Origin of the sequence: Pseudonocardia spirodelae, assembly GCF_037727765.1 — a bacterium.
GTDB lineage: Bacteria > Actinomycetota > Actinomycetes > Mycobacteriales > Pseudonocardiaceae > Pseudonocardia > Pseudonocardia spirodelae.
The window spans coordinates 16,565-29,752 of record NZ_JBBJUP010000022.1 but is presented as its reverse complement, the minus strand read 5'-3'; the positions used below and the strand labels follow the sequence as shown (position 1 = coordinate 29,752).

Annotated in this window: 14 protein-coding genes; 9 read left to right on the top strand and 5 right to left on the bottom strand. The window is 76.9% G+C overall.

The features are described from left to right. Positions 1–38: 38 nt before the first annotated feature. Genes WJX68_RS22240 through WJX68_RS22230 form a run of 3 tightly spaced genes read right to left on the bottom strand, consistent with a single transcriptional unit; the run spans position 39 to position 2,487 of the window. On the bottom strand, positions 39–1,022 hold the full coding sequence (locus WJX68_RS22240; protein WP_340294278.1) for a heme-dependent oxidative N-demethylase subunit alpha family protein: 984 nt from the start codon (positions 1,020–1,022) through the stop codon (positions 39–41). After that, positions 1,019–1,948 (bottom strand): PDR/VanB family oxidoreductase, encoded by a 930-nt coding sequence (locus tag WJX68_RS22235; RefSeq protein WP_340294276.1) that lies wholly within the window; start codon positions 1,946–1,948, stop codon positions 1,019–1,021. Before WJX68_RS22235 ends, WJX68_RS22240 begins: the two co-directional genes overlap by 4 nt. Then, positions 1,945–2,487, bottom strand: coding sequence for a dimethylamine monooxygenase subunit DmmA family protein (locus WJX68_RS22230; protein WP_340294274.1), 543 nt, complete (start codon positions 2,485–2,487; stop codon positions 1,945–1,947). Before WJX68_RS22230 ends, WJX68_RS22235 begins: the two co-directional genes overlap by 4 nt. A 157-nt stretch (positions 2,488–2,644) precedes the next feature. Between WJX68_RS22230 and WJX68_RS22225 the strand changes: the two genes are divergently transcribed. The 4 genes from WJX68_RS22225 to WJX68_RS22210 all read left to right on the top strand — a co-directional run bounded on the left by WJX68_RS22225 (position 2,645) and on the right by WJX68_RS22210 (position 6,496). Further along, positions 2,645–3,415 carry a hypothetical protein gene (locus WJX68_RS22225; RefSeq protein WP_340294272.1) on the top strand — a complete coding sequence of 257 codons (771 nt, stop codon included), beginning with the start codon at positions 2,645–2,647 and terminating at the stop codon, positions 3,413–3,415. 193 nt (positions 3,416–3,608) lie between these two features. After that, on the top strand, positions 3,609–4,334 hold the full coding sequence (locus tag WJX68_RS22220) for a VIT1/CCC1 transporter family protein (RefSeq protein ID WP_340294270.1): 726 nt from the start codon (positions 3,609–3,611) through the stop codon (positions 4,332–4,334). Positions 4,335–4,374: 40 nt separating this feature from the next. Beyond that, positions 4,375–5,037: an SDR family NAD(P)-dependent oxidoreductase gene (locus WJX68_RS22215; protein ID WP_340294268.1), complete on the top strand. Its 663-nt coding sequence runs from the start codon at positions 4,375–4,377 to the stop codon at positions 5,035–5,037. Positions 5,038–5,224: 187 nt separating this feature from the next. After that, positions 5,225–6,496, top strand: coding sequence for an AI-2E family transporter (locus tag WJX68_RS22210; protein ID WP_340294266.1), 1,272 nt, complete (start codon positions 5,225–5,227; stop codon positions 6,494–6,496). A gap of 10 nt (positions 6,497–6,506) precedes the next feature. Here WJX68_RS22210 and WJX68_RS22205 read toward each other — a convergent pair whose 3' ends face one another. Next, on the bottom strand, positions 6,507–7,667 hold the full coding sequence (locus WJX68_RS22205) for an acyl-CoA dehydrogenase family protein (RefSeq protein ID WP_340294264.1): 1,161 nt from the start codon (positions 7,665–7,667) through the stop codon (positions 6,507–6,509). Between the two features lie 161 nt (positions 7,668–7,828). On the opposite strand from WJX68_RS22205, the gene msrA reads away from it, so the two are divergent. Together msrA and WJX68_RS22195 are read left to right on the top strand one after the other, a co-directional pair. After that, complete coding sequence (gene msrA, locus WJX68_RS22200; protein WP_340294262.1) at positions 7,829–8,341, top strand: peptide-methionine (S)-S-oxide reductase MsrA; 513 nt, start codon at positions 7,829–7,831, stop codon at positions 8,339–8,341. 316 nt (positions 8,342–8,657) lie between these two features. Next, complete coding sequence (locus WJX68_RS22195) at positions 8,658–9,242, top strand: Rv1733c family protein (protein WP_340294260.1); 585 nt, start codon at positions 8,658–8,660, stop codon at positions 9,240–9,242. A 15-nt stretch (positions 9,243–9,257) separates the two neighbouring features. On the opposite strand, the gene WJX68_RS22190 is transcribed toward WJX68_RS22195, so the two are convergent. After that, complete coding sequence (locus tag WJX68_RS22190; protein ID WP_340294258.1) at positions 9,258–9,695, bottom strand: pyridoxamine 5'-phosphate oxidase family protein; 438 nt, start codon at positions 9,693–9,695, stop codon at positions 9,258–9,260. Between the two features lie 81 nt (positions 9,696–9,776). Here WJX68_RS22190 and WJX68_RS22185 point away from each other — a divergent pair, with 81 nt between their 5' ends. The 3 genes from WJX68_RS22185 to WJX68_RS22175 all read left to right on the top strand — a co-directional run bounded on the left by WJX68_RS22185 (position 9,777) and on the right by WJX68_RS22175 (position 13,130). Further along, entirely contained in the window at positions 9,777–10,670 is an 894-nt protein-coding gene (locus WJX68_RS22185) for an AraC family transcriptional regulator (RefSeq protein ID WP_340294256.1), read from the top strand. A gap of 118 nt (positions 10,671–10,788) precedes the next feature. Further along, positions 10,789–11,736, top strand: a complete 948-nt coding sequence (locus WJX68_RS22180; protein WP_340294254.1) for a LysR family transcriptional regulator — start codon at positions 10,789–10,791, stop codon at positions 11,734–11,736. 86 nt (positions 11,737–11,822) lie between these two features. After that, the gene (locus WJX68_RS22175; protein ID WP_340294252.1) at positions 11,823–13,130 is read left to right on the top strand and encodes an FAD-dependent oxidoreductase; all 1,308 of its coding nucleotides are present in this window, start codon (positions 11,823–11,825) and stop codon (positions 13,128–13,130) included. Positions 13,131–13,188 lie beyond the last annotated feature (58 nt).

Here is a 13,188-nt window from a genome sequence, read left to right as displayed (position 1 = left end):
CTAGGTCCGCACGCGCTGCGCCGCACGGGGAACGCCGCTCACGGCCGCCGCGCGCGCAGCCAGCGCGCGGTGATCGACGCCAGCGGTTCGAGCTCCTTGTACTCGGCGACCTCCGGCGGCAGCGTCTCGCAGACCGACGCGAGCCGCTCCGCCCACGCCGGGACGAGCGCGACCCGCTCCAGCGGCAGCAGCCGGATCCCGATCAGGAACAGCACCGCCCCGGTCCGCGGCAGCCGCACCATGTGCTGCACCTCGGTGCGCAGGTGGATCTCCCGGCCCGGGTCGGTGACCGGGGCGCCCGCGGCGAGCCGGGCCCGCGCGGGCTGCCAGGCGGGTGCGGCGTCGAGCGACAGGTCGTGGTGGTCGCCGGGCTGCAGGCCCCAGTTGAGACGCCGGTAGGCCTCGCCCGGGTCGAGCCGCAGCAGGAAGCGCTCCGCCCGCTCGAACACCCCGCCGGGACCGTTGCCGGGGACCGGGCCGTGCAGCTCGCGGAAGCTCATGCCCGCGTCGAACCCGACCGACCACACCGAGGCGGACGCGACCGCGCCGGCGTCGAGCCACAGCGCGCCGTCGCGGGCCCCGAGCACGACGACGTCCTCGGCGAGGTGGCGCGAGATCCAGCGCAGCGGGTGCTCGGGCAGCGCATCCTCGTCGCCGGGCACCAGCCGCAGGTCGGTGCCGGTGACGGTGTCGCGGAAACGGCGGACGCCGTCGTCGTCGCGGGTCAGCGAGCAGGTGCCCGGCTGCGCGGCGGCGAGCAGCCCGGCGAGGTGCAGGCAGGCGTCCCAGCAGGCGGCGCGGGCGTGCGGCGCGGCGACGAAGCGGGCCGGCTCGGCGTCCAGGACGGCGGCCCGCGCGGCGGCGAGCGCGCCCCGGTCCGGGCCGTCGTCCAGCACGGTCGCGCCCCACGACCCGGCCTCGGTCTCCCGCACGACGCAGGCCGGTTCGACGTTCGCGCTGATCCGGTACGTGGGGTGGGGCAGCGGGAACGGGTAGCGGGCCACGTCGGCCGGGACGCTCACAGGTCGATCTCCAGCTCGTCGCCCGCGGCGCGGGACACGCAGAGCGCCATCCGCCCGTCGCGCCCGTCCGGGGCCAGGACCGTGTCGCGGTGCTCGACCGCGCCGCGGTGCACCGTCGTCACGCACTCCCCGCAGACACCGCTGCGGCACAGTGACGGCGCGCGCACCCCGGCCCGGGTGACGGCGTCGAGCAGGCTCTCCCCGGCCCCGACCGGCACGGTGCGCCCGCTGCGGCGCAGCACCACGCGGAACGGCCGCCCCGTGACGGGCGGTGCGTCGAAGCTCTCGGCGTGCACGCGGCCGGCGACCCAGTGCGCGGCCCGCGCGGCGTCGGCGACGGCGGCGACCAGGCCGGGCGGCCCGCAGGTGTGGACGTGGCTGCCGAACGGCGCGGTCCCCAGCAGCCGCGCCAGCTGCGCCCGGGCGGCGGCCCGCCCGGTGGCGGTGACGAGCCGGTCCCCGCACAGCGCGGCCAGCTCCGCGGCGTGCGGGGCGCGGCCCGGGCGGTGCACGAACAGCACGGTGAACGGCGCGGACCACGCGAGGTGGCGGCGCACGTGCGACAGCACCGGGGTGACCCCGATCCCGCCCGCGACGAGCAGGTGGTGGCGTGCGGTGTCGTCCGGGGCGAACGTGCTGCGCGGGGCGGTGACCCGCACCGGGTCGCCGGGGGAACGGGCGTGCATCCAGGCCGAGCCGCCGTGCCCGCCGGGGCGCAGCGCCACCGACACGTGCCAGCGGGCGGGCTCGTCCTGCGGTCCCGTGAGGGAGTAGGGGTTCCACCGCCCCGGCGCCCACTCGACGCCGACGTGCGCGCCCGGCGGGAACGACGGCAGCGGCCCGCCGCCGGGCCGCTGCAGCGCCAGCGACCGCACCCCCGGGCTCACCGGGGCGACGGCGGCGACGCGCAGGTCCAGCGTCCTCACCGGGCGCGCTCCGGCGTCGGGGCGCCCAGCCAGGCCGCGAGCCGCCGGGAGAAGTGCGCGGCCAGGTGCACGACCAGCCCGCAGCCGGGGCAGCCGAGCGCGTCGCCGGGGTCGGCGCGGGCGGTGAAGCGGTGGTGGCAGTGCCCGCAGGACACGATGCGGTCGCGGGCGGTGTCCGCGAGGTCGGTGGGGGTGAGGACGAGCTCGTCGTCGCGGGCGCCGCGGGCCAGCGCGGCGGCGCGGACCTCCTGCGCCCGCGCCTCGGTGCCGACGACCAGGATCCGCCACCCGGTGACCAGCCGGGCGAGCTCGCGGTCCAGCAGCGCACCCGGGTCGGCGCCGGCGGCCAGCCGCGCACACCGGTCACCGGCCCGCAGCGGCGGGACCGGTGCGGGCGCGGCGACGACCACCAGGTGCGGTGCCCGACCGGCCGCACCGGCCACGGCGCCCGGGTAGCGGGGCACCGTCGTCTGCTCCGGCGGGACGTGCACGGGCGGGGTGACGGCGCCGCGGCGCAGCGGGCGGACGGGCTCGGGCATGGCGACGGCGATGCTACGGCGCCCGGGTGAACGCCGGATGACCCGCGAGCGTGACGCGCATATCGGCATTTCTGCTGAAGAATCCGGGTACGGGATGCACGGGCGGGGCACCCGGCGATGAACTGGTCGACGCCCGCACGCCGGAGAGGGGGAGGTCATGGACGGAGCACCCCACCGCCCGCGGCACGCCCTGCGCGAGGACCACCCGCACGCCGCCCCCGCCGGGTACCCGCCCGCCGGGGCGATCCCGGCCCAGCGGCGCCCGGCCGGTCCGCCGCCGGTGACCGCCCACCCGCCGACGGGCGGTCCGCGCGTGGCGGTCCCGGCGCCCCGCGGTGCGGCGCCCTGGTGGACGCCGGCGCCGCCGCGCCCGGTGGAGCCCGCCGCGGGCCCCTCGCCGGACGGCAGCCTCCCGGGCTTCCCGGTCGCGCTGCTGCCGCGCCGCCGCAGGCCCGCGGTCGTCGTCGCGGGGCTGGGCTCGGCGATCGCGGTCATGCTCGTCGTGTTCGGGGTCGTCGTCGGGGCCGCGGGCGCCGCCGGGCGCGGGATCACCGACGCCGCGGCCGCGACCACCGCCGTCGTCGACTGGCGCAGCGGCGGCGGCCAGGTCCACGTCACCGCGATCGCCGGTGCGCTGCGCGGGATCGCCGCGGCCGGCACGTCGGGCGGGGTCGGCGCGCTCGCCGACGCCTGCCGCGACCTGCGCGACGAGGTCGCCGCGGCCCGGGCCTACCCGGAGATCCCCGACGCCGTCGCCCAGGCCTCGTGGGCGGCCGGGCTCACCTCGGGCGCCGACGCCGCCCGGCACTGCATCGCCGGCAGCGAGCTCGGCGACGCCGGGCTGCTCGGCAGCGCCTCCGACGAGCTCACCGCCATGAGCGGGCACCTCGGCGCGGTCGCCGACCGGCTGTCCCAGCTGTCCGGCTGAGCGCCGGACGGGTGATCCGCGTCGCCCCGCCACCGGGGCGGGGCGCGCCGTGCGCCGTCCGCGCGGCGCGTCGTCGCAGGTCGGGGGCCGATCGCCGGGCGCGAGGGCAGGCACGCCTCGGTTCGGTCAGGCTGGCCGCGGGTGAGGGCGGCTTGTCTGGCGCAACGGTCCCGGCCGGTGCTCCACTACGCCCATGACCGGACCCACCGACACCGCACTCGACCCGGCCGAGCCGCACGCCTCCGCGCTGAGCGGCCGCCTCAACCGCCTGCGCGCCGGAGTCCTCGGCGCGAACGACGGCATCGTCTCCACCGCCGGGCTCGTCGTCGGTGTCGCCGGGGCGGCCGCCACCCCGGCGACCGTCCTCACCGCCGGGATCGCCGGGACCGCCGCCGGCGCGGTCTCGATGGCGTTGGGGGAGTACGTGTCGGTCAGCAGCCAGCGCGACACCGAGCGCTCGCTGCTCGCCACCGAACGCCGCGAGCTGGCCGAGGACCCGGCGGGCGAGCTCGCCGAGCTGGCCGCGCTCTACCGCGCGAAGGGCCTCAGCGAGGAGACCGCCGACACCGTCGCCCGCGAGCTCACCGCGCACGACGCGCTGTCCGCGCACGTCGAGGCCGAGCTGCACCTGGACCCCGACGACCTCGCCGGCCCGTGGCAGGCGGCCGCGGTGTCGGCGCTGTCGTTCGTGCTCGGCGCCGTGCTGCCGCTGCTCGCGATCGCGCTGCCCCCGGCGGCCTGGCGGATCCCGGTGACCGTCGTCGCCGTGCTCGTCGCGCTCGCGGTGACCGGCGCGGTCAGCGCCCGCCTCGGCGGGCACGGCACCCGGCGCGCCGTGCTGCGGGTCGTCCTGGGCGGCGCGCTCGGCCTGGCCGTCACCTACGGGCTGGGCACGCTGGTCGGCGTCGCCGCGGGGTGACGGCGGGCGCGCCCGGGCCGCGCGGGCGATGATCGGCGCCATGACCGTCCTCGCGATCGTCGGTGCCGGGCCCGGACTGGGCGCGGCGGTGGCCCGCCGTTTCGGGCGGGAGGGGTTCGAGGTGGCGCTGCTGGGGCGCCGCCGCGAGCGCGCGGAGGCCCTCGCCGCCGAGCTGACCGCCGACGGCGTGCGGGCCCACGGGTTCGCCGCCGACGCGCGCGACCCGGCCGGGCTCGCCGCGGCGCTGGAGCGGGTCGCCGAGACCGTCGGCCCGGTCGAGGTGCTGCAGTACAGCCCCGCCCCGCAGAAGGACTTCCTGCGCCCGCTGCTGGAGACCACCCCGGCCGACCTGGTCGGGCCGGTGGAGATGTCGGTGTACGGGCCGGTCGCCGCGGTGCACCAGGTGCTGCCCGGGATGCGCGCACTGGGCCGCGGCACCGTGCTGTTCGTCAACGGCGGCAGCGGCGCCCGCCCGGCCGCCCGGGTCGCCGGCACCTCCATCGCGTTCGCCGGCACGGGCGCGTTCGCGGCGATGCTGCACGACGAGGTCGCCCGCGACGGCGTGCACGTCGCCCAGCTGATCGTGCCCGGCGCCATCGAGCCCGGGCACCCGCGCACCGACCCGGCGGTGCTCGCCGAGACCCTGTGGACGCTGCACCGCGACCGGCCCGCCGGGTTCCGCCACCTCGCCGACGAGCTCTGAGGCGAGCGGGGCCACACCACGGTCGGGTCCCCCGGGCCCGTGGACGCGGGCACGGACGCTCCTGCGCGGCTAGGGTTCCGAGCCGCAGCCACCAGCGAGAACGGAGCACGGCATGGATTCGGCGTCGCCACCGGCCGGGCAGGATCCCGCGGGGAGGTCCGTGCTCGGGCGGGCACCGTCCGGGGACGTGGCCAGCCGCGGCACGATCATCGGCAACGGTCTGACCTGGGTCGCGGCGTGGAGCCTGCGGATCGCGCTCATCGCCGTCGGGCTGGTCCTGGTCGGCTACCTGATCGGCGCGCTGTGGGTGGTGCTGTGGCCGGTGGTGCTCGCCGTCCTGCTCGCCACCATCCTGCGCCCGCCGGCGGCGCTGCTCATCCGGTGGCGGTTCCCCCCGGCGCTCGCGGCGGCGCTCGTGCTGCTGGTGGGGCTGGGGGCGGTCAGCGGGCTGTTCGTCGCGATCGCGCCGTCGATCGCCGGGCAGACCCAGCAGATCACCTCCGGGGTGATCGCCGCGCTCGGCCAGATCCAGCAGTGGGTGTCCGGCCCGCCGCTGAACCTCGGCGAGGGCCAGATCGGCGACATCGTCGCCCAGGTCACCCAGCAGCTGCAGCAGAGCGCCACCCAGATCGCCGGCAGCGTGCTGACCGGGGTGTCCACCCTGGCGTCCGGGCTGGTCGCGGTGGTGCTCGCGCTGGTGCTGACGTTCTTCTTCGTCAAGGACGGTCCCCGGTTCCTGCCGTGGCTGACCTCGATCACCGGCCGCAGCGCGGGCGGGCACATCGCCGAGGTGCTGCGCCGCATGTGGCAGGTGCTCGGCGGGTTCATCCGGGTGCAGGCGCTGGTCAGCCTCATCGACGCCGTGTTCATCGGTGTCGGGCTGGTCCTGCTCGGCATCCCGCTCGCGCTGCCGCTGGCCGTGCTGACCTTCATCGGCGGGTTCATCCCGATCGTCGGTGCGGTCGTCGCGGGCGCGCTGGCCGTGCTCATCGCGCTGGTGACGCAGGGCTTCACCACCGCGCTGGCGGTCGTCGTGCTGGTCATCGCGGTCCAGCAGGTCGAGGGCAACGTGCTGCAGCCGATCCTGCAGGGCCAGAGCCTCAAGCTGCACGGCGCCGTGGTGCTGCTGGCGGTGACGGCGGGCGGGTCGCTCTACGGGATCGCCGGGGCGTTCCTCGCGGTGCCGGTGGCCGCCGTCGTCGCGGTGCTGATGCGCTACCTGGGCGAGCAGATCGACACCCGCGACCGGCGCCTGGTCGGTACGGACGCGGACCCCGCGACCACCCCGGCCGCCGCGACCAACGGCGCGGCCCCCGACCCCGACGGCACCTCCGTCGCCGACGGCGCCGACGGCGCCGGGGGCGCCGCGGTCGCCGGGGGCGCCGACGGCACCGGCTCCGTGGACGGCGCCGCCCCGGCCGGTGGCGGGACGGCCGACCCCGCCCGGGACGGCCGCTGACCCGCCGGGCTCAGAACCGCCGCAGGCCGCCCCGCTTCACCAGCTGGGCGGCGATGACGTTGCGCTGGATCTCGTTGGTGCCCTCGCCGACGATCATCAGCGGGGCGTCGCGGAAGTAGCGCTCGACGTCGAACTCGGTGGAGTAGCCGTAGCCGCCGTGGATGCGCACGGCGTCCAGCGCGACCTCCATCGCGGTCTCGGAGGCGAACAGCTTGGCCATCCCGGCCTCCATGTCGCAGCGCTCGCCCGCGTCGTACTTCTGCGCGGCGTGCAGGATCAGGGTGCGCGCGGCGGTGACCTTGGTGGCCATGTCGGCCAGGTAGTTGCCGACCGACTGGTGCTGCCAGATCGGCTTGCCGAACGACTCGCGCTCCTGGGCGTAGGCCAGCGCGTCGCCGAGCGCGGCGTCGGCGACGCCCAGCGCGCGGGCGGCGACCTGGATGCGGCCGGTCTCCAGCCCCTTCATCATCTGGGCGAAGCCGCGCCCGGGCTCCCCGCCCAGCACGGCGTCGGCGGGGACGGCCATGTCGGTGAACACCAGCTCGCAGGACTCGACGCCCTTGTAGCCGAGCTTGGGCAGGTCCTTCGACACGGTCAGGCCCGGGCCGTGCTCGACCAGCAGCACCGAGATCCCGCGGTGGCGCGGCTCGGCGGCCGGGTCGGTCTTGCAGAGCAGCGCGATCAGCCCGGAGCGGCGGGAGTTGGTGATCCACGTCTTGGCCCCGTTGACGACCCAGCCGTCGTCGGTGCGCCGCGCGTGGGTGGTCATGGCCTGCAGGTCCGAGCCGCCGCCGGGCTCGGTGAGCGCCATCGTCGCCCGCAGCTCACCGGTCGCCATCCGCGGCAGGTAGCGGTCCTGCTGCTCGCGGGTCCCGAACTCCCCGAGCAGCTTGGCGACGACGGTGTGCCCGCCCATCGCGCCGGCCAGGCTCATCCAGCCGCGTGCCAGCTCGGCGGTGACCAGCGCGTAGCAGGGCATCGACACCGGCGCCTCGCCCCACGGCTCGCCGATCGCGAGCCCGAACACGCCGAGCTGCTTCATCTGCTCGATCAGCTTCTCCGGGTAGGTGTTCGCGTGCTCGAGCTCGCGCACCACCGGGCGGACCTCCTGCTCGACGAAGTCGCGCACCGTCTCCAGGACCGCCCGCTCCTCGGTGCTCAGCTCACCCATGCCCGTGCTCCTCCGTCTCGCCGCCGATCTCCCGACCGTGAGCATCGGTCATCGACCCGGTCGGGCGCGAGACGGGGGAGTTCGATCGTGCGCGACGGAACATCCGCGGGTGGCGGGTCGTTGTACGGTCCAGCGAACCCGACCCAGGGAGGTAAGGCCCCATGACCGAGACCGCCATCCTCGCCGGCGGCTGCTTCTGGGGCGTCCAGGAGCTGCTGCGTGAGCGCCCGGGCGTCGTCTCCACCCGCGTCGGCTACTCCGGCGACCCGAACACGCCGAACGCGACCTACCGGCGCCACGGCGACCACGCCGAGGCCGTCGAGATCGTGTTCGACCCGCAGCGGATCAGCTACCGCGAGATCCTGGAGTTCTTCTTCCAGATCCACGACCCGTCGACCAAGGACCGCCAGGGCAACGACATCGGCCGCAGCTACCGTTCGGTGATCTTCTACACCGGCGAGGAGCAGAAGGCCGTCGCCCTGGACACCATCGCCGACGTCGACGCGTCCGGGCTGTGGCCGGGCCGCGCCACCACCGACGTCGAGCCGGCCGGTGACTTCTGGGAGGCCGAGCCGGAGCACCAGGACTATCTGCAGAAATTCCCCTACGGCTACACCTGCCACTTCCCGCGCCCGAACTGGGTGCTGCCGCGCCGGGCGGCCAGCACGGGCTGAGCCGCGCGCCGTCCCCACCACACCCGGACGACCGTCCCCGTACGCGGGGGCGGGCGTCCGGCGTGTCCGGGCCGGACGCGGCCACCCACGGTGAGCGGCCGACGACGCGCGGCGAGAGGGAGCGCGCCGCGGGCGCGGCGACGGCCGGCCGCGGACGACCGTCCGGGTACGGGAGCCGACCGCACGGCGTCCGACGGAGTGATCTCCGTCCCGACGTGATGTCACGGAGCGATAACGGGGGTAGTTCTCGGTGGTCGGGTCCTCACGCGCCGTGGTGCGGCCCGTCCACGAGCCGTCGCGAGCCCCTGGAGGAACGATGCGCGCAGCCGACCACCCGCGTCCGGGGTCGCCGGCCGGATCCGCGGACCGGCTCCGCCGTCGCGCGTCCCGCCGGGAGGACGTGCTCGCCGTCGCGCTCGGGCTGCTCGTGGCGACCGGCCTGCTCGTGGCCTGGATCGCCGGGTCCGCCGCCTACGGCACCGTGCTCGACCGCGGCCGCGTCGAGGCGCACGAACGCACCGCGGTGCAGGCCACCGTCACCGCGCGCGCGTCGTCGATGGGCGACCTGCAGACCGGCCAGCAGGCGCTGACCCTGTCCTGGACCGGCCCCGACGGCGCGCCGCACTCGGGGGGCAGCTCGCTGCCCGGGATCTACGGCGTCGGCGACCACGTCACGGCCTGGGTGGGTGCCGACGGCCGGCTCGCCACACCGCCGTCGACACCGGCCGACGCGGTGACCGTCGCCGTCGCGGCCGGCTTCATCACCGCGGTCGCCTGGGCGGTCGGGGTGCTGCTGCTGGGCCGGTTCGCCTTCGCCGTGAACGGCCGGACCTTCGCCCGGGCCTGGGAGCTGGACTGGGCCGCGGTCGAGCCCGGCTGGTCGGGGCGGCGCACGCCCTGAGCGCGGCCCCCGCCCTCAGAAGCTGAAGCGGCGCACCCGCTGCGGGTGGATCACCAGACGTACCTGGTCCCCGGCCAGGATCTCGGCGAGCTGTCCGGCGCGGACCGGGTCGCCGAGGTCCCAGTAGCGTCCGGCCAGCCGCCGGGCCAGCGCGTGCGCGCCGTCGGTCTCCACCGTGGTCGGGCCGGTCACCGACACCCAGCGCTCGGGCTCGCCCGCCGGCGCGGCGACGACGACCGTGGCCCGCGCGTCGCGCCGGTGGCGCCGCACGTGCAGCGACTCCGGACCGGTGAACAGCTGCACCGCGCCGTCCTCGGTCGCCTCCACCCACACCGGGCGCGGCTGCGCCGGGACCGGTCCGCCCGCGCCGGTCAGGAAGCCGTGCAGGGGCCGGGCGAGCAGCTCCCGGTCGGCCGCGGTCAGGGTCTCGCGGGTCGTGTCGTGCGTGTCCATGGCGGCGAGTCAACCGCGCCCGGCCGGACGACGACATGGTCACGGCACCGGGCCGCATGTCCGGTCGTCCAGAATGGGGCGGTGGACCCGTTCAGCGACCTCCTGCGCGGCCTGCGGTCGTACGGCGCGGTGTTCGGCAGCACCACGCTGACCCCGCCCTGGTCGCTGCGCGTGCCCGACGGCGCCCCGCTCACGCTGTGCGTGCTGCTGCGCGGGCGGGGCCGGATCGTCGTCCCCGGCGCCGAGCCGGAGCCGCTGCGCGCCCGCGACACCGCCGTCGTGCGGGGGCCCGGCGGCTTCGAGGTCGTCGACGACCCGGTCGGGGGCGCCGCCCCCGGTGGGCCGGCCGGCGGTGACACGGTGCTGGTCACCGGGGCCGTCACGGTGGCCGGTGAGGTCGGTGCCCGGCTGCTCGACGCGCTGCCCCCGGTCCTGCGGGTCCCCGCCCCGGACCCCGCACCCGGCGGGCCGTCCTCCGGCTCGGGCGACCCGGTGCTGGACCACCTCGCCGAGGAGCTGGCCGTCGACGCGCCCGGGCAGCAGGTCGTCCTGGACCGGCTGCTGGACTGGCTGCTGGTGTGCACCCTGCGGACCTGGTTCGACCGGCCCGGCGGGCACCCGCCGTCGTGGTGGGCGGCCCGGCAGGACCCGGTCGTGGGCGAGGCCTTGCGGCTGCTGCACGACGACCCGGCCGCACCCTGGACGGTCGCGCGACTCGCCGCGGCCGCCGGGGTGTCGCGGGCGACGCTCGCCGCCCGGTTCACCGAGCGGGTCGGCGAGCCCCCGCTGACCTACCTCACCGGCTGGCGGATGACCCTGGCGGCGCAGCTGCTGGCGTCGCGGCCGGACGTCACGCTCGCCGAGGTGGCCCGCCGGGTCGGCTACGCCGACGCCTTCGGGTTCAGCACGGCGTTCACCCGGGTCCGCGGGGTCACCCCGAGCGCCTTCCGGCGCGCCCGGGTCACGACGGGCTAACCTGCGGCGCCGTGAGCACCGTCGCCGCCCCGCACCGCGCGCTCCGCCCGCCCGCCGGGGGAGCCGCGACCGCCGACACCCGGCCGGCCGGGACGTCCGTCGCGGCGGCCGGCGTCGCGTGACACCGCCCCCGAGCCGGCTGGCGAACCTCGACCTCAACCTCCTGGTGTCGCTGCGCGAGCTGCTGCGCGAGCGCAACGTCACCCGCGCCGCGGCCCGCATCGGCATCTCCCAGCCCGCGGCCAGCGCCGCGCTGTCGCGGCTGCGCCGCCACTTCGACGACGACCTGCTGGCCCGCCGGCCCGGCGGCTACGTGCTCACCCCGCTTGCGTTCCAGCTCGTCGACCAGGTCGAGGGCGTCTGCTCGGCGGCGGAACGGCTCTTCGGCACCGGCCACGGTTTCGACCCCTCCACCGCGCGGCGCGGCTTCACCCTGCTCGTGGCCGACTACACCGTCGCGGTGCTCGGGCCGGCCCTGTCCGCGGCGATGGCACGCCGCGCCCCGGGCGTCGAGCTGCGGCTGCGCCTGGTGCGGGAGTCGTTCTCCGCCGACATCGGCGAGACCATCCGGCTCATCGACGGTCTCATCGCGCCGCCCGCGGCCCGCTTCGAGCGTCCGGAGCTGCGCTCGACCGCGCTGTTCGAGGACCGCTGGGTGTGCGTGGTCGACGCGTCGAACCCGGTCGCCGCGGGCTCCGGCCCGCGCCTCGGCCTGGACACCCTGGCCGCCATGCCGTGGGTGGTGCCCTTCGCCCCGGACCGGGGGATGTCGGCGGCGGCACCGATGACGCGCCAGCTGGCCCGCCTCGGCGTCGAGCCCGACATCCGGGTGCGTGTCGAGAGCTACCTGTCGGTGCCGTACCTGGTGGCCGGGACCGACCGGGTGGCGCTGCTGCAGGAACGCCTCGCCCGCCAGGTCGCCGACCGCCTCGGGCTCGCCGTGCTGCCCTGCCCCGGAGATCCCGGGCCGATCGACGAGCGGCTGTGGTGGCACACCGACCTGGAGTCCGACCCGGCCCACCGCTGGCTGCGGGAGCTCGTCGTGGAGCTCGCCGGCACCCTGTAGGAGCTGCGACTATTCGTCCGGTCGATGATCCGTCAGGTGAAGGTTCTATTTCCGGGCGCCGCGACGCGCTTCCTACCGTGTGAGCCATGCCTCACCCGCTGACGCCCCTGCCGATCCACACCGTGGTCCGGGACGCCCCGCTCCGGCCGGCCGATCCGGCCGCCCACGCGGTCACCGCCGACGTGTGCGTCGTCGGCTCCGGCATCGCCGGTCTGTCGGCCGCCGTGGAGTCCGCCCGGCTCGGCCGCGACGTCGTGCTCGTCGACGCCGCACCCGTGCTGGGCGGCCAGATGGTCAACTCGCTGATCGGGCTGTTCTGCGGCGTCTACGGCAACGGACCCGAGCACCGGCAGCTCACCCACGGCCTGTTCGACGCCATGTTCGCCGACCTCGAGGCGGGCGGCGACCTGTTCTACCGCACCGGGCACACGCTGACCGTCGGCTACGACGAGGTGCGCCTGGGCCGCTGGGTGGAGGACACCGTGCGCGCCCACGGCATCCGGGTACTCACCAACGCCACGCTCACCGGCGTCGACCGCGACGGCGACCGCGTGCTCGGCGCCCGGTTCGCCACCCGCTACGGCGCCGTGGACGTCACCGCGGCCGGCTTCGTCGACGCCAGCGGCGACGCGGCGCTCGCCTGGGCCGCGGGCCTGGAGTGCTGGCTGCCCGACCGGGAGATCTACGGCAGCCAGCAGCTCGTCGTCGAGCACCTGGACGCGAGCGCCGCACCGCCGCCCGCGGAGCTCGCCGACCGGGTCGGGGCCCGGGCGGGCGACTACGGCCTGCTGCGCCGCGACGGGCTCGCCTTCTACTTCCCCGGCCGCGACACCGCGGTGCTCAACATGACCCACATCGAGGCCCCGCTCGACCCGATCGCCGCCGCCGAGGCGCAGCTGGAGGGCAAGGCGCAGGCCGACCGGGTCGTGGAGTTCCTGCGCGCGGAGTTCCCGGAGGTGTTCGGCAAGGCCAGCGTCCGGTCCTACGGGCTGCCCGGCCGCCGCCAGACCCGCTGGCTCGCCGCCGTGCACCAGCTCACCGTCGACGAGGTGCGCGCCGGCGTCCGCTTCCCCGACGCCGTCGCCCGCACCGCCTGGCCGATCGAGCTGCACGACAGCCCCGACGGCTACGTCTGGGAGACCTTCGGCCCCGACCACCTGCACTACGTGCCGCTGCGCTCGATGCTGCCGCCCGCGGTCGGCAACCTCGTGGCCGCAGGCCGCTGTGTCGACGGCGACGCCGCCGCCCTGTCCAGCGTGCGCGTCATGGGGCCGTGCGCGGCGATGGGCCACGCCGCCGCGCACGCCCTCGACCTCGCCGGACCCGGCGGGAGCCTGCACGCGGTCGATCCGGTCGCCCTGACCGGCCGGATCCGCGAGAACGTCGAGGACTGACCGACCACCACCACGAGGAGGCAGGCAACGATGCCCGGTCCCCGCTCCGCCGCCGCCC